This is a genomic window from Actinomadura mexicana (assembly GCF_900188105.1).
GTDB lineage: Bacteria > Actinomycetota > Actinomycetes > Streptosporangiales > Streptosporangiaceae > Spirillospora > Spirillospora mexicana.
On sequence record NZ_FZNP01000006.1, the window covers coordinates 88,144 to 112,269 of the forward strand.

Consider the following 24,126-nt stretch of genomic DNA (forward strand, 5'->3'; position numbering starts at 1 on the left):
GACGTCCGCCATGGCCTACGGGCACCCCCCGTCGCCCGGCCAGGGACAGCAGCCCCAGTGGCAGCAGCAACAGGCCCCCTGGCAGCAGCCCGGTAACGCCTGGCAGCAGCCACAGCAACCCCAGGGCGGCATGGGCTGGCAGCAGCAGCCCCCGGGCGGGGGCGACCCCCAGGGCGGGAACCACACCGCCCAGATACCCGGCCACTTCGGCCCCGTCACCGACGACGAGAAGACGTGGTCGCTGATGGCGTACGTCGGGCAGTTCCTCGTCGGCGCGATCGCCCCCGCCGTCGTCTACCTCGGCAAGGCCCGCTCGCCGTTCGTGCGCAGGCACGCCGCGCAGGGCCTCAACATGGGCATCGCGGCCATCGCCGTGTGGTTCGTCTTCGGCCTGCTGTCGCTGGTCGCCGAATTCCTCATCTGGGTGCCGCTGCTCTTCACGGCCGTGCAGATGTTCTTCCTGGTGTACGCGGGCAGGGCCGCCAACCGCGGCGAGTTCCGGCGCGTCCCGTCCGCGGTGGCCTGGCCCCTGCTGAAGTAACGGCCGCTGAGGCGGCGGCTACTTCCTGCCCTTGTCGGCGTCGCCGCCCCCGGTCGAGAGGGCGGCGACGAAGGCCTCCTGCGGGACGTCCACCCGCCCGATGGTCTTCATCCGCTTCTTGCCCTCCTTCTGCTTCTCCAGCAGCTTGCGCTTGCGGGAGATGTCGCCGCCGTAGCACTTGGCGAGGACGTCCTTGCGGATGGCGCGGATGTTCTCGCGGGCGATGATGCGGGCCCCGACCGCGGCCTGGATCGGCACCTCGTACTGCTGGCGCGGGATCAGCTCCTTGAGCTTGGCCGTCATCATCAGGCCGTACTCGCGGGACTTGTCCTTGTGCACGATCTGGCTGAAGGCGTCCACCGACTCGCCCTGCAGCAGGATGTCGACCTTGACCAGGTCGGACTCCTGCTCGCCGCTGGGCTCGTAGTCGAGCGAGGCGTACCCGCGCGTCTTGGACTTCAGCTGGTCGAAGAAGTCGAAGATGATCTCGGCGAGCGGCAGCGTGTAGCGGATCTCGACGCGGTCCTCCGACAGGTAGTCCATGCCGAGCAGCACGCCGCGGCGGCCCTGGCACAGCTCCATGATCGCGCCGATGTGCTCGGACGGGGACAGCAGCGTCGCCTTCACCACCGGCTCGTACACCGCGCCGATCTTGCCCTCGGGGAACTCGCTGGGGTTGGTGACGATGTGCTCCGACCCGTCCTCCATCACGACCCGGTACACCACGTTCGGCGCGGTCGAGATCAGCGACAGGCCGAACTCGCGCTCCAGCCGCTCCCGGACGATCTCCATGTGCAGCAGGCCGAGGAAGCCGCAGCGGAACCCGAACCCGAGCGCCGCCGACGTCTCCGGCTCGTAGACCAGCGCGGCGTCGTTCAGCCGCAGCTTGTCGAGCGCGTCGCGCAGTTCGGGGTACTGGTCGCCGTCCATCGGGTACAGCCCGGAGAACACCATCGGCTTCGGGTCGCGGTAGCCGCCGAGCGCCTGGGGGGCCTGGCGGGACGCGCCGGTCACGGTGTCGCCGACGCGCGCCTGCCGGACGTCCTTCACCCCGGTGATCAGGTAGCCGACCTCGCCGACGCCGAGGCCCTGCACGGGCTTGGGCTCCGGGGAGATCACGCCGACCTCCAGGGTCTCGTGCGCGGACCCGGTCGACATCATCAGGCTCTTCTCGCGCCGCGACAGGCGCCCGTCAATGATCCGGACATAGGTGACGACGCCCCGGTAGGTGTCGTACACCGAGTCGAAGATCAGCGCCCGCGCCGGGCCGTCGGGGTCCCCGACCGGCGCCGGCACCTCCGCGACGATCTTGTCGAGCAGCTCGCGGACGCCCTCGCCCGTCTTGCCGGACACGCGCAGCACGTCCGAGGGGTCGCACCCGATGATCCCGGCCAGTTCCTCGGCGTACTTCTCCGGCTGCGCCGCCGGGAGGTCGATCTTGTTGAGGACGGGGATCAGGTGGAGGTCGGCCTCCAGCGCCAGGTAGAGGTTGGCGAGCGTCTGCGCCTCGATGCCCTGCGCCGCGTCCACCAGCAGGACCGCGCCCTCGCACGCCGCGAGCGACCGCGACACCTCGTAGGAGAAGTCGACGTGGCCGGGGGTGTCGATCAGGTTGAGGACGTGGTCGACGCCGCCGGACGTCCAGGGCAGCCGGACCGCCTGGCTCTTGATCGTGATGCCGCGCTCGCGCTCGATGTCCATGCGGTCGAGGTACTGGGCGCGCATCTGGCGCCCCTCGACCACGCCGGTCAGCTGCAGCATCCGGTCCGCGAGGGTCGACTTTCCGTGGTCGATGTGCGCGATGATGCAGAAGTTGCGGATGATCGCGGGATCGGTCTTGTCGAGCTGGGGCGCTGGCACCGGGGTCCGTTCGCAATGCTCACAGGTGGACAGGGATCTGTGTCTCCCATGGTCCCATGTTCCGCGCGATGCTCCGTGCACGGTCCGGTTTGGGACCGGGCCCGGTGATTGGTAAGCTGTGCGACTGCGTGTGGCGTAGCGTCGTGCCCCGGGGGCACCGTCCCGCCCCCGTTCAGACATTTCGTCAGCGCCTGCCGATACGCGCAGGCCAGGATCGCTACCAAGCTGAGGCTCTACGACGTGGCTAACATCAAGTCCCAGATCAAGCGCAACAAGCAGAACGAGAAGGCCCGGCTGCGCAACAAGGCCGTCAAGTCCGAGCTGAAGACGGCGATCCGCAAGTTCCGCGAGGCCGCCGAGGCCGGCAACGTGGACGACGCCGTCGCCGCGCAGCGGTTCGCCGCGCGCAAGCTCGACAAGGCCGTCAGCAAGGGCGTCATCCACAAGAACCAGGCCGCCAACCGCAAGTCGGCGATCGCCAAGCAGGCCGCCGCCCTGCAGGCCAGGTAAGAGCCGCAACGCCCGGGGCCGGCCACGCGCCGGCCCCGACGCCTGTCCATGGACGAGCGCCGCGCGGTCAAGATCTCCAAGTACCTCGCCAAGCACCTGCGGCACCGCCCCGAGCGGATCGGCCTCACGCTCGATCCCGAGGGATGGGCGGACGTCACCGACCTGCTCTCGGCCGCCGCGGCCCACGGGTTCGCGCTCAGCCGCGCCGAACTCGAACACGTGGTGGCGGTCAACGACAAGAAGCGCTACGAGCTCGCCGGGAACCGGATCCGGGCCGTCCAGGGCCACTCGGTCCCCGTCGCGTTGAACCTGCCGGTGACGCCCCCGCCGGAACTCCTGTACCACGGCACCGTGCGCCGTTCCGTCGACCCCATCCTGCGGGAGGGGCTGCTGCCCATGGGGCGGCACGCCGTCCACCTGTCCCCCGACCGCGAGACGGCCCGGCGCGTCGGCGCCCGGCGCGGCGCCCCCGTCGTGCTGACCGTCCAGGCCGGGCGGATGGCGGCCGGCGGTCACGAGTTCCGCGTCAGCGCGAACGGGGTGTGGCTGGTCGACGCGGTTCCGCCGGAATATCTGAGCGAATGACCTCCGCGGCGGCCCAGTCGGGCACGTGCCGCACCCATCCGGGTCCCTCCTTCGGCCCGAACAGGTAGCGGTGCGGGACGATCTCCCGAATGGCGCGGTGCACGTCCAGCCGATCGTCGATCATGTGGGTGATCCCGAGTTCCGCGCAGTGCCGGGCCTTGTCCTGCCGCTTCCGGCAGAAGCGCACGTTGCTCCGCGGAAGGCCCGTCCGCCCGTAGAAGTCGTGGTGGTCGAGCCAGGCCAGCGTCCTTTCCCGGATCCGGTCGCCGCACTTGGAGATGATCCACGCCCGTCCCCCGAACGCCTCGATCAGGCCGGGCAGCACCTCGTAGACGCCGTCCGTCGCGGGAGACGCGAGGGCTTCCTCGAAGCTCCCGTCGAGGAACACGGTGTCGTCCTCACCGGGAGCCCTGAGCCCGCCATGGATGACCCGGCCGAAATCGACGCCGAGCCGCGGTTCGATGTTCATGCCCCCACCCTCGGCCCGAGCACCCTAGAACAGAACTATCAGTCACCTCAGGAGCTATAGTTCATATCTATGGACCTGAGCCGCCTCTCCACGGACGCGCTCGCCTCGTTCGCGGTCTTCGCCGACCACCTCAACTTCACCCGCGCCGCCGAAGCGCTCCACATCTCCCAGCCCGCCCTGCACGTCAAGGTGCAGAAACTCGGAGACACCCTGGGCCGCCCCCTCTACACCCGGCACGGGCGCCGCCTGGCCCTCACCCCTGCCGGCGAGCAGGTCGCCCGCTTCGCCCGCGACCTCGACGCCCGCATGGCGGCGTTCCTCGCGGACGTCCACGGCACGTCCCCCTCCCGCGTCCCGACCCTGGCCGCCGGCGAGGGCGCCTACCTCTACCTCCTCGGCGGCGTCGTCCGCCCCGGCATCCGCCTGATCAACGGCGACCGCGCCCGCACCCTCGCCGCCGTCCGCTCCGGCCGCGCCGACCTCGGCGTCGCCGTCCTCGACGTGCTGCCCGCCGACATCACCGCCGTCCCGCTGGCGTCCTATCCCCAGACGCTCGTCATGCCGGACGACCACCCCCTCGCCACGAGGCCGCACCTCACCCTCGCCGACCTCGCCGGCGCCTCCCTCGTCGTCGCGCCTCCCGAGGGCCCGCACCGCGTCGCCCTCGAACGCGCCCTGCGCGCCGCCGAGGTGCCCTGGTCCCTGGCCGTCGAGGCCGCGGGCTGGCCCCTGATGCTGCACTTCGCGTCCCTCGGCGTCGGCCTCGCCGTCGTCAACGGCTGCGTCCCCCCTCCCCGGGGCCTGGCGGCGCGCGAGATCATCGACCTGCCCGCCGTCCCCTACTACGCTCTCCACCTGCCGGACAGGACCGGAGACCCCCTCGTCACCGACCTCCTGACCGCCGTCCGCACATCACTGAGGAGCACACCGTGTACTTCGAGACCTCCGTCGACATCGCCGCCCCGCCCGAGACCGTCTGGAACCTCCTGAAGGACGTCGAACGCTGGCCCGACATGACCGCCTCGATCGACCGCGTCGAACTTCTCGACGAACCCTTCACCCTCGGCAGCCGGGCCCGCGTCCACCAGCCGAAACTCCCCGCGACCGTCTGGACCGTCACCGCCTTCGACGAGAACAGGACCTTCACCTGGGAGTCCCGCTCGACCGGCGTCACCACGACCGGGGCCCACGAGATCGTCCCCACCGCCGAGGGCGGGTCCACCGTGCGCCTCACGCTCGACCAGAAGGGGCCCCTGTCCCCCCTCTTCGCCCTCCTGGCCGGCCGCCTCACCCGCCGCTACGTGACCATGGAGGCAGAGGGCCTCAAGGCCAAGGCCGAACAGCGCCCCACCCCCTGAGCCGCCCTCAGGCAGCCGGCCGGAGGCCGGCGAACATGATGCCGAGCGTCCGTCGGCGCAGGTCGGCGTCCCAACCCCCGTGCAGGGCGCCCTGACATGCGCTGACCAGCAGCGCAATCACCTCGTCGAGGCGTACTCCCTCGGCGATCGCTCCCGCTTCCTGCCCTCGCACGAGCAGTTCTCCCACCGCATCGCTGAGCGAGCCGAGCGGACCCGTGATCGGCACCTCCGTCCCCTCGGCCGCGAGCAGGCTCACGACCGCCCGGTTCGCGGCGGTCCGTTCCACGAGCCGCGCGAAGAACTCCAGCAGCGCGCCGGCCGGATTCCCGTTCGCGATGAGCTCCGCCGCATCGTCCGTGACCTGCTGCAGCAGCCGTTTCATCAAGGCCCGCAGCAGATCGGCCTTCGTCGGAAAGTGCCGGAAGACGGTACCGATCGCCACCCCCGCCCGGCGCGCCACCTCCTCCGTCGACGCGTCCGGCCCGGCGGCGAACACCTCCTCCGCCGCCGCGAGGATCCGCTCCCGGTTACGCCGCGCGTCCGAGCGCATCAGCCGACCTCCTCCCTGGACAACATGAGTCCGGACTCATTATCCTCCTTACATGAGTCACCGCTCATCTTAGGAGGCCGCCATGTCGACCACAGCACGCGAACTGTTCCAGCGGATGCAGCAGTGTTGGCTCAGCCACCCGACGGCCCACATCGGGGATCTCCTCACCGACGACGCCGTCATCGAGACCCCGTTCGCGCCGCCGGGCCGGCCTACCCGATTCGAAGGCAAGCAGCGGTTCCTGGAGTTCGCGGACCCCCAGCGGGCCGCGCTTCCCGTCCGGTTCGACGACTGCCGCACCATCGCCGTCCACGGCACACACGACCCGGACACGATCGTGGTGGAGTACGAACTGACCGGCACGAACACCAGGACGGCCAAGCAGTCCACGGCCGCTTTCATCGCCGTCCTCACAGCGCGCGACGGCAAGGTGGCCCTATGGCGCGAGTACCAGAACACCCTGGCCATCATGCACGCCCTCACGTAACCGCCCCGCACCCTGCACACCCGAGCGCCACCCGCCCCAAGGCGCCGACCGAGTGCCACCAAGACCCGCCCGACCCGGCCCGCGAACACCCCGCCATCCAACAAAGGCAGCAAACAAGCCAGAGGCCGCCAAGGAAGCCCGGTCCAGCGATCCGGTGCCACCAAGAGCTGCCCCGCACGGCCCGCACCACCCCAACATCCAACGAAGGCAGAGGACCAGCCAGAGGCGGTGGCGATGCCCGGCCGAGCGGTCGGCGGGTCAGCTCCGGGCGGCGACGATACGGGCGACGGTCTTCTCCAAGGCGTACGCGGGGTCGGCGGCGCCGCCCTTGACCTCCGCGTCGGCCTCGGCGACGGCGGTCAGCGCCCGCGCGACCCCGTCTCCCGACCAGCCGCGCAGCTGCCTCTGCACCCGATCGATCTTCCACGGGGGCATGCCCAGATCCTTGGCCAGCGCCGCTCCCCGCGCGCCGCGGGGCGCGCCGCCGACCTTCGCCAGTCCGCGCACGCCCTGGGCGAGGGCGCTGACGATCAGAACGGGCGCCACACCCGTCGCGAGAGCCCAGCGGAGCTGCTCCAGGGCCTCGGCGAGCTGCCCCTCGATCGCCTTGTCCGCCACGGTGAAGCCGCTGACCTCGGCACGCCCCCGGTAGTAGCGGGCGATGGCCGCATCGTCGATCTTCCCGCCGGTGTCGGCGACGAGCTGGTTGCCGGCCGCGGCCAGCTCGCGCAGGTCGTTGCCGACGGCCTCGATCAGCCCCCGCGCGGCGTCCGCCGAGATCTTCCCGCCCACCTTGCGGATCTCGCTCCGGACGAAATCGACCCGCTCACCGGCCTTGGTGACCTTCGGGCATGCGATCTTGCGCGCCTTGAGCTTGGTCAGCCCCTCCACCAGCGCCTTCCCCTTGGCGCCGCCGGGATGGACGGCGACGAGTACGACGTCCTCCGCCGGAGCCCTGGCGTATTTCAACACCTCGGCCGTCAGGTCCTTGCCCAGATCCTGCGCCGAGCGCAGCACGAGCACCTTCCCGCCGCCGAACAGCGACGGCGACGTCAGCTCCGAGATGCGTCCGGGCTCCAGCGCGCCGGGCGCCAGATCGATGACCTCGATCTCCGGATCCCCTGCCCGCATGGACGCGACGACGTCCCCTATCGCCCGCTCCACGAGCAGCTCTTCGTCACCGACGACCAGAATGATGGACTCAACCGACACCCCTGCAGCATGCCACGCCCCACCCGCCCCCGCGCCCAAGCACCGGGAACCCTCCGGCAGCAACTGCTGAGCGCCCACCTTGCTGTCGGTGTTGGAACAGCCGGGGCGCCGCCGGGAGGTAGATGAGGCGGCCGGCCTCAGAGTCTCGCGAAGGGAGCACCTAAGTCGGCCTGACCGCGCGCACGGCGCGGGCGCGCCCCGCCTCGTGGGTGCGGTCGCCGGGCCGCGGTCTCGTGCGGGGTGCCGCGGTCCTCCGGGACGCGTTGTGGCCTGGGGAGGGCCCTGGCTCAACGGCACATCGGGGTGCGGTAGCCGGCTTGCGCGACGTCCTCTACCAGCTGGGCCTTGCGCGTCGGAGGGCTGGTCAGTGGCGGGGGATGGTGGCGAGGCCGGATCGGGTGCGGACAATGGCTATGTCGCCTTCCTTGTCGGTGCGGTGGGTCTGGGCGTGGAGGCGGTGCAGGAGGGCGAGGGTGGCGGCGGACGGGTGGCCGTAGTCGTTGCGGGCCCCGACCGAGATCAGGGCGATGGACGCGTGCGCCGCGGCCAGGAAGGCCGGGTCTTGGCTGGGTGATCCGTGGTGGGGGACCTTCAGTACCTGGACGTGAGGGACGCTTGCCTCCAGGGCGCGTTGTGCCTCCGGTTCCACGTCGCCGGCGAGGAGGGCGCTGAAGCCCGGTTTGCGGGCGACGAGGACCACGCTCGCGTTGTTGATCGTGGTGCCGTCGTCCTCGGGTGACAGGGCGGGGGCGGTGGTCAGCGGGGCGAGGACGGAGAGGGTGAGGTCTCCGACGCGCCATTGCCGGCCGGTCTCGGCGGGGCCGGTCCGGAGGCCGGACGTGTGGCGGGCCTCGCGGCCCGAGGTGCGGGGCGTGATCAGCACCTCGCGGACGGTGCGGCCATGGCGGACGCCGGAGACGCCGTTGATGTGGTCGGCGTGCGGGTGGGTCAGGACGAGGAGCGGGACGTCGGTCACGCCGAGGCGGTGAAGGCAGCGGTCCGCCGAGGAGGGTTCGGGGCCCGTGTCCACGACGACGGCCTGGCCGGGGCCGGCCGACAGGGCCAGCGCATCGCCCTGGCCGACGTCGCAGGCGACCATCTGCCAGCCGGGCGGCGGCCATGAAGGGGCGATGACGCGCAGGGCGACGACCCCGGCGAGGACGCCGATCATGGCCGCGGCGGTGATGAGCCGGAGGCGGTGGCTGCGCAGGGCCAGGGCCGCCGCCCCGGCGCCCAGCAGAAGCGTGGTGGCGCCCAGGGCGCCGCCGGCCCAGGGGATCGTCGCGTAGGGCAGCGACGCCGCGGTCCGCGCGACCCAGACGATCCAGCCGACGGCCAGACCGGCGGGCCACACGATCACGCGGGCGAGCGGCAGGGAGAGGGGCGCGGTGACCGTGGCGAGGGCGCCCAGGAGGGTGGCGGGGGCGACGGCCGGGGCCGCGAGCAGGTTGGCGAACACGGAGACGACGCCGATCTCTCCGGACAGCATCACCAGGACGGGCGCGACGGCCACCTGGGCGGCGGCCGCGACGGCGAGGGCCGCCGCGAGCGGGCCCGGCAGCCGGCGGGCGAGCCGCTCGCGCCAGGGCGGGGCCAGGACGAGCAGGCCGGCCGTCGCGAGGGCCGACAGCGCGAACCCGTAGGAGCGCGCCAGTTCCGGGTCGATGAGCACGAGAAGCAGCACCGCCGCCGCCAGGGCGGGGACGCCCTGGCGCTGCCGCCCGCTGAACAGCGCCAGGAGGCTGATCAGGCCCATGACGGTCGCCCGGAGGACGCTCGGTTCCGGGCGGGCGACGACGACGAACGCGCACACCGCGAGGACGGCGACGGGTGGCGCCCGTCGCCGCCCGAGCCCGGCGAGACGGCACAGCCCGAGGACCGCCCCGATGACGATCGCCAGATTCGCGCCGGAGACCACGAGGAGGTGGGTGAGCCCGGCCGTCCGGAACTCCTCCGCGAGTTCCGGGTCGAGACGCGAGGCGTCGCCGACGACCATGGCCGGAAGTACCGCGCGCCTGTCCGGCGGAAGCCGCGCCACGGCCGCTCGCAGCTTCGCCCGCACGTGCTCCGCGGCGCGCTGGATCGAGGACGGCGGCCCGAGGACGGTCGGCGGCCCGCGCACGATCACGACCGCGGCGAGCAGATCGGGGCCTCGGGGCCGCACGAACCGGCCGCGAAGCCGCACGCGCTGGCTGGGGATCGAGCGGAGCCAGCGGGGCTCTGCGGCGATCAGCAGCACCGGGACGCGGACCTCGGTTCGCTCCACGGCCTCCGCACGGGCGCGGATTATGATCATCGGTCGTCCGTTCCCGGGCCTTGCCTGCGGGTCCCCGGTCACCACGACCTCGGCCGTCGCGAACCGCCCTGCCCGGGCCAGATCCCGCACGGGACCCGTGCCGACGGCCGTCGTCCGCAGCGCCACCCCGCACGCCGATGCCGCAGCACACGCCAGGGCCGCTCCGACGAGAAGCCGCCACGCATCACCTGGCCGCCGCGCGGCGCCGCCATCCGGCCGCCATGCGATCGGAAGGAGCCCGACGAGGAAGCGTTCACGCCAGGTGCTGCCCGGGTGCCGTGCGGCGCTCTCGTTCGGGCGTCGTGTGGGTTCGGGGGGTTTGGGTTCGGGGGGTTGGTGGGGGAGGTCTTCGTGGCGGCTGCCGTTCCCAGGCCATGTGGCGTTCCCACGCGGGAGGCGCGTGGTCGCGGGAGGCTCGCTGGGGTGGGGTTCGTGGTGTGGGGCGCTCGGGTGACGCGTGGTTTCGCCGTTCGGGTGGGGAGGCACTTGCCGCTCGGCGGGTGGGGGTGGTCGGTGGGTGGTCAGAAGGTAGAGGGACGCGGCGGCGGTGGTCGCTGCCAGGCCGTAGATGAGGGGCTGGGGCAGCCCTAGGGTCGCGGCGGCGGCGAGCCAGGCGGCCAGGGCCGGGGCCAGGAGGCGAAGGTCGTGGGTCATACCCGCACCATCGTCTTCAGGTCTGCGAAGCGGTGGGCGCCGATGCCGCTGACGTCCTGGAGTTGCTCGACGGAGCGGAAGCCGCCGTGCTGGGTGCGGTAGGCGACGATGCGCTGGGCGAGGACGGGCCCCACGCCGGGGAGGTCGTCCAGTTGGTCGGGGGTGGCCGCGTTGAGGTCGAGCGGGGCGCCGGGTGCGCCCGGGGCGGTCGGGGTCGCACCGCCGGGCGGCGGCGGGGGCGGTGACGGCGCGCGGATGCCGACCGGGATCTGCTCGCCGTCCACCAGGGGGCGGGCCAGGTTGAGGGTGCCGGTCTTCACGCCCGGACGGACTCCGCCCGCGGCCTTGACGGCCTCGGCGACCCGGGAGCCGGACGGCAGGGTGACCACGCCCGGGTGCTTGACCTTGCCGAGGACGTGGACGACCACCGGGGAGGACGCCGCAGCCGCCGGGCCGGCCGACAGGGTGGGGCGCGGTTCGGTGAGGGAGGCGGTCGCGGCGGGGGCCGCCGGCTGGGGGCGCGGCCGGGCGAGCCAGAGATATCCGGCGGCCACCAGGGCGGCGAGCACGCCGACGAGGACGAGCATGCGGACATGGGAGCGTTCGGGTGCCGCGCGTGACCGGGCCGCCGGCGGCGCGTCGGCAGAGGCTGCGGACGGCTTCCACCGGCCCGTGAGGGTGTGCAGGCGGTCTTCGGTGTCAGGTCTCATGGGGCCTGACGTTAAAGAGGCTGAGCGGGCCGGTGCGCGGAGTTCTGAAAGTGTGGACAACTCTGGGTCAGCGGCGCCGGGACGCCGCGGCGGCGAGGACGAGCAGCGCTGCAAGAAGGGCCGTGACGTGGGTCAACGTGCCGGGCGACGAGAGGTAGACGCCGCCGAGGACGGCGATCGCGAGGACGTTCGACAGCAGGACGCCCGTGTTCGTCAGGGCGGAGACGGACGAGGCCTGGGCCGGTCCCACGGCCCCGGTGATCCGATCGACCAGAGGGCTGAAGCCGGCGGCGTGACCGAACCCGGCGGCGTACATGAGGGGTATCGACAGGAGCACCGGCCAGCCGTCCCTGATCAGGAGGGCCAGTGCCGACGCGGCGGCGGCGAATGTGAGCAGGCCCCATGTCGGCAGATTCGCTCTCACCGGAAGGGGCAGGCGTGTCCATCCCAGGCCGGCCGTCGCGAAGCCCGCCGTGTACGGGAGGAACGTGAGCCCGGCGTGGAGCGGCGAGAAGCCGAGCACGTTCTGCAGGTAGAGCGCGAGCGTGAAGAGGAAGCCGGTGTAGGCGCCCATGACCGCGCAGGCGGCGAACAGGCCGGGCTTGATGAAAGGTCCGCGAAGCACGGTGAGGTCCAGGAGTGGCGATGCCGTTTTCCGTTCGTGGACGCAGAAGATGGTGAGCAGGACGCATCCCGTCGCGATGGACGGCCACGTCCACAGCGGCCAGTGCTGTTCCCTGCCGAGTACCAGCGGTACGACGAGCGCGCCCATGCCGCACGAGAGGAGCACCACGCCGGCCAGGTCCAGGCGGACGGCCTTCCTGTGTTCCGGCGGCATCAGACGCGGTCCGATGGCGAGAAGCGCAGCTCCCACCGGGACATTGACCAGGAAGATGGGCCGCCAACTGCCGCCCAGGGTCACGATGACGCCTCCCGCCATCTGGCCCAAGGCGACGCCCAGCGCCAGGACCATCGAGTACAGGCCGAGTGCACGTGCCCTGGCCGCCCCCTCGAAGGACAGCTGGATCAACGACAGAACCTGCGGCAGTAGTAGTGCGGCCGCGGCACCCTGGAGGATCCGCGCGGCGACGAGAACGGCACCGGTTGGCGCCAGCCCACAGGCCAACGATGTGGCGGTGAAGCCGAAAAGCCCAAGGAAGAACATCGTGCGGTGGCCGTAGGTGTCGCCCAGTCGCGCGCCCGTGACCACGAGGACGGCCAAGGCGAAGATGTAGCCGCCCGTGACGAGTTGCAGCAGAGAGCCGGACGCGTGCAGCCCTTCCGCGATGTCGGGCATCGCCACCGCCACGATGGAGCCGTCCATCGAGACCATCGTCTGCCCCGTGAGCAGCACCACCAGCAGCCATCGTCTGACCATTCCGCGAGTGTGCGGGGCGGCTGCACACGAGCGCTTGAAGATGTTTGCCCCTGCGTACGATGGCGGGCATGCGCGATTCGACCACCGTGGCGGAGACGGACGGCTTCGCCGTCCACACGGTGCGATGCACGGGGCAGCGGCCCGGATGGTCGGAGCCGGAGCCCTTCACCGGAGATCAGATCGTCCTGGTGCGGGCGGGACGGTTCCGCATGCGGTCGCGCCACGGACGCGCCGTCATCGATCCCGCCATGGGCTACGCCCAGACCGTCGATGAGGAGGGACAGTTCGCGCATCCCGCGGGCGGCGACGTGTGCACTGCCATCATGCTCTCCCCCGGCCTGTGGCGACGCCCGTCCGGGCCGGTCAGGGTCAGCGCGCGCGCAGACGTCGCTCACCGCCTCCTCCTGCGTTCCGGTCCTGACGTGGCCTTCGAGACGGCCGAGCGGCTCATGGTGCTTCTCGCCCGACTCGCCGTGGACGAGCAGGGCGGGAAGCGGCGCGCCCTGGTCGACGAGGCGCGCGAGGCCTTGACGAGCGGACATCAGGAAGCGGGCGGGCTCGTCCCGCTGGCGCGCCTGCTGGAGGTCTCCCCCTCCCACCTGAGCCGGACTTTCCGCAGCGAGACCGGCATGTCCGTCACCCGTTACCGGAACCGGATCCGGGTCGGGCGCGCCCTGGACCGGCTGGAGCAGGGCGAACGGGACCTGTCCGGCCTGGCCGCCGATCTCGGCTTCGCCGACCACGCGCATCTCACCCGGACGATCAGGGCGGAGACCGGTCACCCGCCGACCGTCCTTCGCCGCCTCCTGCGCCCCTGAGGGACTTACGGCGCCTGCGGCATCAGAGATGGGGGGCGATGACGACGCCCAGCATGCCGGGGCCGACGTGGGCGCCGATGACGGGGCCGACCTCACCGACGTAGAGGTCCTGGACGCGCGGGACGCGCCGGCGCAGCCGGGCGGCGAGGGTCTCGGCGCGGGCGGCGGCGGCGAGGTGCTGGATGCCGAGGTCGACGCGCCGGTCGCCGGCCTCTGCCACGGCCAGTTCCTCCAGCCGGGCCAGCGCCCGCGAGGACGTGCGGACCTTCTCCAGCGGCGCGATGCCGCCGCCGGTGATCTCCAGGAGCGGCTTCACCATCAGCGCGGAGCCCCACAGGGTGGCGGCGGCGCCGATCCGGCCGCCCCGCCGCAGGTGCTCCAGGGTGTCGACGTAGATGAGGGAGCGGGTGAGCCCGGCCCGCCGGGTGGCGGCGGCCACGGTGTCGTCGGCGGACCCGCCCGCCATCGCGGCGGCCGCCGCGGAGAGGGCGGCGAATCCGAGGCCCATGCCGATGGTGCCGCTGTCGACGACCCGCACGGGCACGGGGGCGTCCTCGGCGGCGAGCCGCGCCGCCTCGACCGTCCCCGACACGGCGGAGGCCAGGTGCACCGAGACCACCTCACGCGCGCCCGAGGCCGCGGCGGCCTTGTAGGCGTCGGCGAACCGCTGGGGCGCGGGACGGGACGTGGTGACGGGATGCCATTCCTTCAACGCCCGAGCCGCTTCGGCGGTGCTGATGTCGCCTTCGTCCCGGGTGGTGCCGCCGACGGCGATCTGCAGGGGGACGACGGTCAGCCCGTGCCGTTCGGCGAGCCCGGGGGGAAGGTAGGCGGTGGAATCGGTGACGACCACGACCGCACTGCCCATGCCGGTGACACTACCCGCCGCGCGCCACCGTCAGGGCTGCACGGGGACGCCGCCGCGCCAGACGCGCAGGGCGCGGAGCCCGAACGCCCAGGCGAAGGCGCCCTCGTGGTCGGCGTCCCACAGGACGATGTCGGCGAGCATGCCCGGGGCGAGGGAGCCGCGGTCGCCGACGCGCAGCGCGGCGGCTCCGCCGAGGGTGGCGGCGCGCAGCGCCTCGGTCACGCTGAGCCCGAACATCGCGACCGACAGCCCGATGACGAGGGGCATGGAGGTGATGCCGCACTGGCCGGGGTTGTGGTCGGTGCCGAGGGCGACGGTGACGCCGCGGTCGAGCATCTGCCGGACGGGCGCGGGGGCGCGGCTGCTGTTGAGGGAGCTGCCGGGGCAGACGGTGGCGGTGACGCCGGCGTGGGCGAGGGCCTTGATGTCGTCGTCGTTGGCCTGGGTGAGCAGGTCGGCGGACGCGCAGCCGACCTCGGCGGCGACCTGCGCGGCGCCGATGCGCTCGTTGGCGCAGGCGTGCATGCGGGCCTTGAGGCCGGCGCGCTTGCCGGTGAGCAGGAGGGCGCGGGCCTCCTCGGCGGTGAAGTGGCCCTCGTCGCAGTAGACGTCGATCGAGTCGGCGCCGGCGACGGCGGCGTCGCCTGCCCACAGCCGGACGGCCTCGATGTAGTCGCGGCGGCGTCCGAAGAACTCGGGCGGCAGGATGTGCGCGGCGAGGAACGTGGCATGGATGCGGGGCATGGAGGGCTCGCCCTCCAGCGACCGCAGCATCCGGATGTCGGCGAGCTCGCCGTCACGGGTGAGGTGGTAGCCGGTCTTGGCCTCGACGGTGGTGGTGCCGGCGAGGATCCACTGGCGGAGCCGTTCGCGGACGCCGTTGCAGAGCGTCCAGGGGTCGGTCCCCCGGGTGACGGTCACGGTGGAGTTGACGCCGCCGCCCGCCGCGGTGATGGCCGAGTGGGACGAGCCGCTGGTGCGCATGGCGAGCTCGGCCCAGCGGTTGCCCGCGTAGACGGGGTGGGAGTGGGCGTCGATGAGGCCGGGGGTGACGAGGCCGCCGCCGAGGTTCTCGACGTGGTCGACGTCGACGATGTCGTCGATGATGCCGGGGACGCTCTGCGGGAGGTCGGAGGCGGGCCCGGCCCAGACGACCCGGTCGTCGTGGATGAGCACCGCGGCGTTGCTGCAGACGTCGGTGCCCGTCCAGAGCCTGCCGATGTTCGTCAACAGCCGTACGGTCATAGGGTCACCGACCTGGATGGGGCCATGCGCACGTGAGCGCGGTGCAGGATGCCGTGGGGCGACGGTGCGGGCCGCGGTCCCTCGTTCGAGCCTTCGGACCTGCCATGGTTGGGCCACCTGCTCTCGATCCGAAACGCCGACTGGGTGCCGGCGACTCCACCTTTGGAGGGTCGGGCGGCCGGAAGGCCACCGCCGGCAACGAGACCGGAGATATCGGTTTCGTCACGGTAGTGCACGGAACGTCCGTCCGACAACCTCTGCTCACAGCACATCGACACCCATCACCCCGCCCCTTAGCTCTACGACGGTACGGATTTCAACCGCACCGTCAAGCGGATTGGACAAGCTGTCACCGTTCGGCGACCAGTAGGGGTCTTCGGACGTCCTCGAACCGGCTCCTCGACTCGTCCCAAACCCACCGGGCCCCTGCGCAGGGGCCCGGTGGATCAAGGATTCACGCCGTCGGCGAGACGGTCTCGTACTGGGCCAGTTCACCCGCGAGGTCGGCGGGAACGCGGGCGTGCAGGACGGTGCCCTCGGCGACGTGCTCCTGCTTGAGGACCTCGCCGCGCTCGTGCACGCGCGCGACGAGGCCGCCGCGCTCGTAGGGCACCAGGACGTGCAGTTCGCTCTCCAGGCCGGGCAGGTCGGCCTCGATCGCGGCGCGCAGCTCCTCCATGCCGGACCCGGTGCGGGCGGACACGACGACGCTGTGCGGCTCGCGGCGCTGCAGCCGCGCGATCGCCAGCTCGTCGGCGGCGTCCGCCTTGTTGATCACGATGATCTCGGGGATGCGGTCGGCGCCGATCTCGCGCAGCACCTCGCGGACGGCGTCGATCTGCGCCTCCGGGTCGGCGTCGGAGCCGTCGACGACGTGCAGGACCAGCCCGGCGTCGGTGACCTCCTCCAGCGTCGAGCGGAACGCCTCGACGAGCTGGTGCGGCAGGTGCCGGACGAACCCGACGGTGTCGGCCAGGGTGTAGACGCGGCCGCCCGGCGTCTCGGCGCGCCGGACGGTGGGGTCGAGGGTGGCGAACAGCGCGTTCTCCACCAGCACCCCGGCGCCGGTGAGCCGGTTCAGCAGGGACGACTTGCCCGCGTTGGTGTAGCCGGCGATGGCCACGGCGGGCACCTGGTGGCGGCGCCGCTCGCCGCGCTTGGTGTCGCGCGCCTTGGACATCTCGGCGATCTGCCGGCGCAGCTTGGCCATCCGGGTGCGGATCCGCCGCCGGTCCAGCTCGATCTTGGTCTCGCCGGGGCCGCGGCCGCCGATGCCGACGCCGCCCGCGGCGCGCCCGCCGACCTGCCGGGACAGGTTGCCGCCCCAGCCGCGCAGCCGCGGCATCAGGTAGTCGAGCTGCGCGAGCTCCACCTGCGCCTTGCCCTCGCGGCTCTTGGCGTGCTGGGCGAAGATGTCCAGGATCAGCGCCGTCCGGTCGATCACCTTGACCTGGACGGTCTCCTCCAGGTGCCGCAGCTGGCTCGGCGCCAGTTCGCCGTCGCAGATGACGGTGTCCGCGCCGGTGGAGATCACGATGTCGCGCAGCTCCGCGGCCTTGCCGGAGCCGATGTAGGTGGCCGGGTCGGGGCGGGACCGGCGCTGGACGAGCGCTTCGAGCACCTGGGAGCCCGCGGTCTCGGCGAGCAGCGCCAGCTCGCGCAGGGAGTTCTCGGCCTCCGCGGCCGTCCCCTCCGTCCAGACGCCCACGAGCACGACCCGCTCCAGCCGGAGTGAGCGGTACTCGACCTCGGTCACGTCGGTCAGTTCGGTGGACAGCCCCGCGACGCGGCGCAGTGCCCTCCGGTCTTCCAGGTCGAGCTCACCCGTCAGGGGCTCGTACTCGATCTCGTCAGGAGTCTGGGTCTGGGCCTGGTCTGCAGAGAAAGGTTGTGTCATATGTCCTCGTAGAACGCCGCTTCGCGGCTGAATCTTCCCGGCGATCGTCTCACGCACCGTCCCCAGCGGTCACCTGGTTATCACCCTGTTTCCCCTTGGGTTGACGCAAGCGCGCGCGGGGAGGTCTGCAGGGAACCCCGCTTTGACCGGCCTCCGAACCGACGAGTACCGTTCTCCACATAACAGAAGTGAAATTTCGCTAGACGAAAGGGCGCGCAGATGGCTGGACTGGAAGGCATCGAGGTCACCGGACCCCTCGGCGAGCGGTACGAGGAGATCCTGACCCCGGAGGCGCTCGGCCTGCTCGCCGCCCTGCAGCGCGAGTTGGGCGCCCGCCGCAAGGAGCTGCTGGAGGCGCGCGCGGAACGCCAGCGCAAGCTGTCAGCGGGCGGGACCCTCGACTTCCTGCCCGAGACCGCGGGCGTCCGCGGCGACGACACCTGGCGCGTCGCCGCGCCGGCGCCCGGCCTGGAGGACCGCCGCGTCGAGATCACCGGCCCGACCGACCGGAAGATGACGATCAACGCGCTGAACTCGGGCGCCAAGGTGTGGCTGGCCGACTTCGAGGACGCCAACACCCCGTTGTGGAACAACATGGTCGAGGGGCAGCTCAACCTGCGGGACGCCCTCGACCGCACCATCGACTTCACCGACGCCAAGAGCGGCAAGTCCTACGCGCTGAAGGACGACGGGGAGCTCGCGACGATCGTCGTCCGGCCGCGCGGCTGGCACATGGAGGAGAAGCACCTGCTCGTCGACGGCGAGCCCATGTCCGGGTCACTGTTCGACTTCGGCCTCTACTTCTTCCACAGCGGCCGCAGGCAGCAGGACAAGGGCAAGGGCCCCTACTTCTACCTGCCGAAGATGGAGAGCCACCTTGAGGCGCGGCTCTGGAACGACGCGTTCAACCTCGCCCAGGACGCCCTGGAGGTCCCGCGCGGCACCATCCGCGCGACCGTGCTGATCGAGACGATCCCGGCCGCGTTCGAGATGGAGGAGATCCTCTACGAGCTGCGCGACCACTCCGCCGGCCTGAACGCGGGCCGCTGGGACTACCTCTTCTCGGTGATCAAGAAGTTCCGGGACCGGGGCGCCGACTACGTGCTGCCCGAGCGCAACGCGATCACGATGACCGCGCCGTTCATGCGGGCCTACACCGAACTGCTCGTCCGGACGTGCCACAAGCGGGGCGCGCACGCGATCGGCGGCATGGCGGCGTTCATCCCGTCCCGCCGCGACGAGGAGGTCAACAAGGTCGCGCTGGAGAAGGTCCGCGCCGACAAGACCCGCGAGTCGGGCGACGGCTTCGACGGCTCCTGGGTCGCCCACCCCGACCTCGTCCCGGTCTGCCGGGAGGTGTTCGACGGCGTCCTCGGCGACAGGCCGAACCAGCGCGACCGGCTCCGCGAGGACGTGCACGTCTCCGCCGCCGACCTGCTCAACGTCAAGGACACCCCGGGTGAGATCACCGAGGCGGGCCTGCGCAACAACATCGACGTGGCGCTGCGCTACCTGGCCACCTGGCTGGACGGCGCCGGCGCGGTCGCGATCCACAACCTGATGGAGGACGCGGCCACCGCGGAGATCTCCCGCTCCCAGGTGTGGCAGTGGATCTACAACGGCGTCTCCACCGCCGAGGGCCAGAAGATCACCAAGGACTGGGTGGAGCGGCTCCTGGACGAGGAGCTGGGCAAGATCCGCGAGGAGCTGGGCCAGGCGTACAACGAGCCCCGCTACGGCCAGGCCGTGGAGCTCTTCAAGGAGGTCACGCTGGCCGACGAGTACTCCGAGTTCCTCACCACCCCGGCCTACCAGCAGTTCCCGTAGGGAGCCCGGCTCCGGCGGTGTTCACGGACCGTCCGGGAGAGGTGTTCCGGACGGTCCGCCGGGCCTTGCGGCGGGTCGGCGGGCGAGGGATCGTGGAGAGGATGGAGACCATGCTCACGGCGCTCGGGCCCCGGCTGGAGGCGCTGCTCGGGACCGACCGGGTGATCACCGATCCGGTGCGGCTGCGCACCTACGAGTGCGACGGCCTCACCAACCACCGGTCCACGCCCGGCGTCGTGGTGCTGCCCGACACGGCCGAGCAGATCGCCGCGATCGTGCGCGAGTGCGCCGCGGCCGGGGTCCCCTACGTCGCGCGCGGGTCGGGCACGGGCCTGTCGGGCGGCGCGCTCCCCCGCACCGACGGCGTGCTGATCGTCACGTCCCGGATGAACCGGATCCTGGAGATCGACATCCCCGGGCAGCGGGCGGTGGTGGAGCCCGGTGTGATCAACCTGGACGTGACGCGGGCCGTCCGCCCCTACGGGTACTACTTCGCGCCCGACCCGTCCAGCCAGCAGATCTGCTCGGTGGGCGGGAACGTCGCGGAGAACTCCGGCGGCGCGCACTGCCTGAAGTACGGGTTCACCGCCCACCACGTGCTGGCCTGCGAGGTCGTCACGCCCGACGGCGAGCTGGTGGAGCTGACGGCGGACGGGCCCGGCTACGACCTGCTCGGGGTGTTCGTCGGGGCGGAGGGCACGCTCGGCATCGCCACCAAGATCACGGTGCGGCTGACGCGGGTCCCCGAGACCGTGCAGACGCTGCTGGCCGCGTTCGACTCGATCGAGGCGGGCGGCGCCGCGGTGTCGGCGACCATCGGCGCGGGCGTCGTCCCGGCGGCGATCGAGATGATGGACGCCCTGGCGATCGAGGCGGCCGAGGCGGCGGTGCGCTGCGAGTACCCGCCGGGCGCGGGCGCGGTGCTGATCGTGGAGCTGGACGGCCCGGAGGCCGAGGTCGCCGCCCAGTTCACCGAGGTGGAGCGGATGTGCCGGGACGCGGGCGCCTTCGAGATCCGCATCGCCGCCGACGACGCGGAGCGGGCGCTGATCTGGAAGGGGCGCAGGTCGGCGTTCGCGGCCGTGGGCCGGATCAGCCCGGCCTACCTCGTCCAGGACGGCGTCATCCCCCGGACGGTGCTCCCGGACGTCCTGGCCAAGATCGACGCACTGTCGGCCAAGTCGGGCGTGCGGGTCGCGAACGTGTTCCACGCGGGCGACGGCAACCTGCATCCGCTGGTGCTGTTCGACGACGCCGAGCCGGGCGCGGAGGAGCGCGCCGAGGAGGTCTCGGGCGCGATCCTCGACCTGTGCATCGAGCACGGCGGCTCCATCACGGGCGAGCACGGGGTCGGCGTCGACAAGGCCCGCTACATGCCGCGCATGTTCACCGAGGCCGACCTGGACACGATGCAGATGGTCCGCTGCGGCTTCGATCCCGCGGGGCTGTGCAACCCGGGCAAGGTCTTCCCCACGCCGCGGCTGTGCGGAGAGGTGCCCGGCAAGCGCAAGGGCCCGCACCCGTACGAGGGAAAGGCGGACATCTTCTGATGCGGCCCCTGGACGCCCTGGCGAAGGTCTGCGGCGATGTGCGGCCCGGTGAGCCCGCGGAAGGCGTGCTCGGCGTCGAGCCCGCGCTCGTCGCGGCGCCGAAGAACCTGGCCGAGGCCGCGGACGTCATGCGCGTCGCCGCCGAGAAGGGCCTCGCCGTCGTCCCGCGTGGGGCCGAGACCCGCCTGGACTGGGGCGAGCCACCGGAACGCTGCGACCTGCTCATCGACACCCATCGGCTCAACAGGCTCGTCGAGCACACCGCCGGGGACCTCGTCGCCAAGGCGGAGGCCGGGCTCGCGATGGAGGATTTCGCCGAGAGACTGGCGGAACGGGGACAGCGGCTCGCGCTCGACGTCCCGCTGCCGGGTTCGACGGTCGGCGGAACGATCGCCACGAGCGCGGCCGGTCCCCTGCGCACGCTCTACGGGACGCCCCGGAACCTGGTCATCGGGCTCACGGTCGTCCGGGCGGACGGCCAGGTCGCGCGCTCGGGCGGCAAGGTCGTCAAGAACGTCGCCGGGTACGACCTGGGGCGCCTTTTCTGCGGCTCCTACGGAACGCTCGGCCTGATCGTGGACGCCACGTTCCGCCTGCACCCGGTCCCCGAGGCGAGCGCGTACGTGACGTGTGCCGTCGACGGGCCGGAGGACACGCACGATGCGGTCCAGACCGTCCTCCACTCGGCTGCCGCCCCGAGCGCGGTCGAGTACATCAGCCCGGGGACGGTCGCGGTCTTCCTGGAAGGCGTGCCCGACGGCGTTGCCGCGCGCGCCCGGCAGACCGCGGAGCTCCTCGGCGAGAAGGCCGAGATCTCCGATACCGCACCGGACGGCTGGGGCCTCTACCCGGACGGCACCACCCTCATCGACATCGGCGCCCCGCCGTCCTCGCTGCGCGACGTCATCACCGCGCTCGGCCCGGATGCCGCCGCCGCCTGGAGCGCCGGCGGGCACGGTCACGTGGGCCTTCCCGCCGGACTCGGCCCGAACGAGGTGGCCGATGTCCTCGGCCGTCTGCGGGACGTGCTGGGGAGGCACCGCGGTCACGCCGTCGTCCGCTATGCGCCGCAAGAGGTGCGCGGCGAGATCGACCTGTGGGGGCCGGTTCCTGCGCTGGCGCTGATGCGGCGGGTGAAGGACCAGTTCGACCCGGATCACCGGCTGTCCCCGGGCCGTTTCGTGGGAGGGATCTGATGAGCGGCCAAGACGACTTCCCGAACCTGCTCGACGACTGCGTGCACTGCGGGTTCTGCCTTCCGACGTGCCCCACCTACGTGCTGTGGGGCGAGGAGATGGACTCTCCCCGGGGCCGCATCCATCTGATGCAGCAGCACGTGGGCGGCGAACCGCTCAGCGGGCCGATGGTCGAGCACTTCGACCGCTGCCTGGGATGCATGGCGTGCGTGACGTCCTGCCCTTCCGGCGTGCAGTACGACCGGCTTATCGAGATGACGCGCGCCGACGTCGAACGTGAACACCCCCGCCCCCTGAAAGAACGCGCCCTGCGGGAGATGGTCTTCCAGCTGTTCCCGTACAAGCGGAGGCTCCGAGCACTGCGCGGGCCCCTCCGGGCCTACCAGAAGTCCGGTCTGGAACGGCTCGTGCGACTCAGCGGCCTTCTGGAACGCGTTTCACCGTCCCTGGCGGCGATGGAGCGGCTCGCGCCGCCCCTCGGCAAGGCGCCGAGGCTGCCCGAGCGGGTCGCCGCGCGCGGGGAGCGCCGCGCCACGGTCGGGATGCTGACCGGATGCGTCCAGGGCGAGTTCTTCCCGGAGGTCAACGCCGCCACGGCCCGGGTCCTGGCGATGGAGGGCTGCGACGTCGTCATCCCCAAGGGCCAGGGGTGCTGCGGCGCGCTGTCCATGCACTCCGGACGGGAGGAGGAGGCCCGCGCCTTCGCCCGCCGCACGGTCGAGACCTTCGAGTCCGTCGATGTGATCGTGGTGAACTCCGCGGGCTGCGGGTCCGCGATGAAGGAGTACCGGGCGCTGCTCGCCGGCGACCCGGGATGGTCCGGGCGGGCGGAGGCGCTCTCGGCCAAGACGCGGGACCTGGCCGAGTACCTGGTGGAACTCGGGCCGCGGGCGGAGCGGCGGCCGCTTCCGGTCACGATCGCCTACCACGACGCCTGCCATCTCGCCCACGCGCAGGGCGTCCGGAGCCAGCCGCGCGACCTGCTCGCCGCCATCCCCCGGCTGACCGTCCGCGAGATCGCCGATCCGGACATCTGCTGCGGTTCGGCCGGGACCTATAACCTGTTCCAGCCGGAGGCCGCCGGAGAACTCGGCGACCGCAAGGCGGTGAACGTGGACGCCACCGGAGCCGAACTGCTCGTCGCCGCCAACCCCGGCTGCTCGATGCAGATCGCCACGGCGCTGCGCCGGCGCGGGGCCGCCATCGCGATCGCGCACACCGCGCAGGTGCTGGACGCATCCCTGCGGGGACTGGGCCGCGACGCCCTCATCGGACGCGGTTCGTAGCCCGCGGACCGGGACCGCCGCCGATCCGGCCGTCGGGTATCGTAACCTGCCCGCCGCGGGCAGGGACACGCCGACCGAGCCGGAGAGGGCTTGAGGGAGCACCGACGACCATGTCCAACAGCCACCAGCCGTACCGCTCGCACCGCCGCAGGAAGAAGAGCCACGCGGGAAGGCTCGGACTCGCCGGCGCCCTGACCGGTGCCGTCGGGATCGCCGCGGTGGCCGGAGCGATCGTGGTCCTGCGGCCCGGCACGGGCGACGGCGGCGGAACCTCGCCTCCCAGCCTCGCCAGCCAGGGCGGCGACGCGGCGGGCGCGTCCGTGCCCGCGCCGAAGGCCGGCCCGCCGGTCGGCTTCACGACCCCGGAGGGCTACGGCTACAGCCTCGCCGCCGTCGGGGCGGGGACGTCCCGGCAGCCGCTCGGCGCCACGCAGGCCCCGCCGTCCGGGACGACCTACGCCTACGCCGACTACGTCCTCACCAACAGCCAGCGGCGGCCCGTCCTGCTGGACTTTCCCGCCGACCTGTTCATGCCGAAGTCGCAGATCCCGTCTGCTGCGCAGGAGCGGTGCATGCCGCAGGCGGGCATCCCGGACGACATGTGCACCCTCCCCAACCACAGCAAGATCACCGGCCGGGTCGACGGGGCGAAGGCGCCGGTCGAGGACGGCGGCGACACGATGATGCCGGCGGGCGCCTCCTACGTGGTCCGCATCGCCTCCGACCTCCCGGTCGAGGAGGACCTCTCCGCCGACGCCCTGCGCCTGTACGTGTGGAACGCCCGCTTCACCAGTGACCGCAAGGGCGTCCGGCTCGCCTTCCCGTGAGC

Annotated in this window: 22 protein-coding genes; 12 read left to right on the forward strand and 10 right to left on the reverse strand. The window is 72.1% G+C overall.

All coding sequences use genetic code 11. From position 1 onward, the window contains the following. Positions 1-10: 10 nt before the first annotated feature. The gene (locus CHC11_RS16845; RefSeq protein ID WP_143227095.1) at positions 11-541 is read left to right on the forward strand and encodes a DUF4870 domain-containing protein; all 531 of its coding nucleotides are present in this window, start codon (positions 11-13) and stop codon (positions 539-541) included. A gap of 18 nt (positions 542-559) precedes the next feature. Here the strand turns inward: CHC11_RS16845 and lepA are convergent, their stop codons facing one another. Next, a complete protein-coding gene (gene lepA / locus CHC11_RS16850; protein ID WP_089312702.1) occupies positions 560-2,401 on the reverse strand; it encodes a translation elongation factor 4 in 1,842 nt (613 codons plus the stop codon). Positions 2,402-2,641: 240 nt separating this feature from the next. Between lepA and rpsT the strand changes: the two genes are divergently transcribed. Continuing rightward, the gene (gene rpsT / locus CHC11_RS16855; protein WP_089312703.1) at positions 2,642-2,911 is read left to right on the forward strand and encodes a 30S ribosomal protein S20; all 270 of its coding nucleotides are present in this window, start codon (positions 2,642-2,644) and stop codon (positions 2,909-2,911) included. A 48-nt stretch (positions 2,912-2,959) separates the two neighbouring features. After that, positions 2,960-3,496, forward strand: coding sequence for an RNA 2'-phosphotransferase (locus CHC11_RS16860; RefSeq protein WP_089312704.1), 537 nt, complete (start codon positions 2,960-2,962; stop codon positions 3,494-3,496). Here CHC11_RS16860 and CHC11_RS16865 read toward each other — a convergent pair. Continuing rightward, entirely contained in the window at positions 3,438-3,965 is a 528-nt protein-coding gene (locus tag CHC11_RS16865) for a hypothetical protein (protein WP_089312705.1), read from the reverse strand. The two genes, CHC11_RS16860 and CHC11_RS16865, sit on opposite strands and share 59 nt — an antisense overlap. Before the next feature lie 69 nt (positions 3,966-4,034). Between CHC11_RS16865 and CHC11_RS16870 the strand changes: the two genes are divergently transcribed. Further along, complete coding sequence (locus CHC11_RS16870; RefSeq protein ID WP_089312706.1) at positions 4,035-4,955, forward strand: LysR family transcriptional regulator; 921 nt, start codon at positions 4,035-4,037, stop codon at positions 4,953-4,955. Continuing rightward, the gene (locus CHC11_RS16875; RefSeq protein WP_089312707.1) at positions 4,895-5,323 is read left to right on the forward strand and encodes an SRPBCC family protein; all 429 of its coding nucleotides are present in this window, start codon (positions 4,895-4,897) and stop codon (positions 5,321-5,323) included. Before CHC11_RS16870 ends, CHC11_RS16875 begins: the two co-directional genes overlap by 61 nt. Before the next feature lie 7 nt (positions 5,324-5,330). Here CHC11_RS16875 and CHC11_RS16880 read toward each other — a convergent pair whose 3' ends face one another. Continuing rightward, positions 5,331-5,873, reverse strand: a complete 543-nt coding sequence (locus tag CHC11_RS16880) for a TetR/AcrR family transcriptional regulator (RefSeq protein ID WP_089312708.1) — start codon at positions 5,871-5,873, stop codon at positions 5,331-5,333. 82 nt (positions 5,874-5,955) lie between these two features. Here CHC11_RS16880 and CHC11_RS16885 point away from each other — a divergent pair, with 82 nt between their 5' ends. After that, a complete protein-coding gene (locus CHC11_RS16885) occupies positions 5,956-6,360 on the forward strand; it encodes a nuclear transport factor 2 family protein (protein WP_089312709.1) in 405 nt (134 codons plus the stop codon). Positions 6,361-6,618: 258 nt separating this feature from the next. Here the strand turns inward: CHC11_RS16885 and holA are convergent, their stop codons facing one another. The 4 genes from holA to CHC11_RS16905 all read right to left on the reverse strand — a co-directional run bounded on the left by holA (position 6,619) and on the right by CHC11_RS16905 (position 12,610). Then, positions 6,619-7,572 carry a DNA polymerase III subunit delta gene (holA, locus tag CHC11_RS16890; RefSeq protein WP_089312710.1) on the reverse strand — a complete coding sequence of 318 codons (954 nt, stop codon included), beginning with the start codon at positions 7,570-7,572 and terminating at the stop codon, positions 6,619-6,621. Between the two features lie 364 nt (positions 7,573-7,936). Next, positions 7,937-9,868, reverse strand: a complete 1,932-nt coding sequence (locus tag CHC11_RS16895; protein WP_245919322.1) for a DNA internalization-related competence protein ComEC/Rec2 — start codon at positions 9,866-9,868, stop codon at positions 7,937-7,939. A 650-nt stretch (positions 9,869-10,518) separates the two neighbouring features. Then, positions 10,519-11,232, reverse strand: coding sequence for a ComEA family DNA-binding protein (locus CHC11_RS16900; RefSeq protein WP_089312712.1), 714 nt, complete (start codon positions 11,230-11,232; stop codon positions 10,519-10,521). Positions 11,233-11,299: 67 nt separating this feature from the next. Beyond that, complete coding sequence (locus CHC11_RS16905; RefSeq protein ID WP_089312713.1) at positions 11,300-12,610, reverse strand: MFS transporter; 1,311 nt, start codon at positions 12,608-12,610, stop codon at positions 11,300-11,302. 68 nt (positions 12,611-12,678) lie between these two features. Between CHC11_RS16905 and CHC11_RS16910 the strand changes: the two genes are divergently transcribed. Beyond that, a complete protein-coding gene (locus CHC11_RS16910; protein WP_089313006.1) occupies positions 12,679-13,428 on the forward strand; it encodes a helix-turn-helix domain-containing protein in 750 nt (249 codons plus the stop codon). A 22-nt stretch (positions 13,429-13,450) separates the two neighbouring features. Here CHC11_RS16910 and CHC11_RS16915 read toward each other — a convergent pair whose 3' ends face one another. From CHC11_RS16915 to hflX, 3 genes are all read right to left on the reverse strand, one after another. Beyond that, on the reverse strand, positions 13,451-14,296 hold the full coding sequence (locus CHC11_RS16915; RefSeq protein WP_089312714.1) for a DegV family protein: 846 nt from the start codon (positions 14,294-14,296) through the stop codon (positions 13,451-13,453). Between the two features lie 30 nt (positions 14,297-14,326). After that, positions 14,327-15,541 carry an imidazolonepropionase gene (gene hutI / locus CHC11_RS16920; RefSeq protein WP_089312715.1) on the reverse strand — a complete coding sequence of 405 codons (1,215 nt, stop codon included), beginning with the start codon at positions 15,539-15,541 and terminating at the stop codon, positions 14,327-14,329. A 454-nt stretch (positions 15,542-15,995) separates the two neighbouring features. Further along, positions 15,996-17,438 (reverse strand): GTPase HflX, encoded by a 1,443-nt coding sequence (gene hflX, locus CHC11_RS16925; protein WP_089312716.1) that lies wholly within the window; start codon positions 17,436-17,438, stop codon positions 15,996-15,998. Between the two features lie 219 nt (positions 17,439-17,657). Between hflX and aceB the strand changes: the two genes are divergently transcribed. The 5 genes from aceB to CHC11_RS16950 all read left to right on the forward strand — a co-directional run bounded on the left by aceB (position 17,658) and on the right by CHC11_RS16950 (position 24,124). Next, positions 17,658-19,265, forward strand: coding sequence for a malate synthase A (gene aceB, locus CHC11_RS16930; protein ID WP_089312717.1), 1,608 nt, complete (start codon positions 17,658-17,660; stop codon positions 19,263-19,265). A gap of 101 nt (positions 19,266-19,366) precedes the next feature. Beyond that, positions 19,367-20,815, forward strand: a complete 1,449-nt coding sequence (locus CHC11_RS16935) for an FAD-linked oxidase C-terminal domain-containing protein (protein ID WP_089313007.1) — start codon at positions 19,367-19,369, stop codon at positions 20,813-20,815. Further along, entirely contained in the window at positions 20,815-22,011 is a 1,197-nt protein-coding gene (locus tag CHC11_RS16940) for an FAD-binding oxidoreductase (protein WP_089312718.1), read from the forward strand. Before CHC11_RS16935 ends, CHC11_RS16940 begins: the two co-directional genes overlap by 1 nt. Further along, on the forward strand, positions 22,011-23,297 hold the full coding sequence (locus tag CHC11_RS16945; RefSeq protein ID WP_089312719.1) for a (Fe-S)-binding protein: 1,287 nt from the start codon (positions 22,011-22,013) through the stop codon (positions 23,295-23,297). Before CHC11_RS16940 ends, CHC11_RS16945 begins: the two co-directional genes overlap by 1 nt. Positions 23,298-23,407: 110 nt before the next feature. Then, positions 23,408-24,124 (forward strand): hypothetical protein, encoded by a 717-nt coding sequence (locus tag CHC11_RS16950; protein WP_089312720.1) that lies wholly within the window; start codon positions 23,408-23,410, stop codon positions 24,122-24,124. The last annotated feature ends 2 nt before the right edge of the window (positions 24,125-24,126 follow it).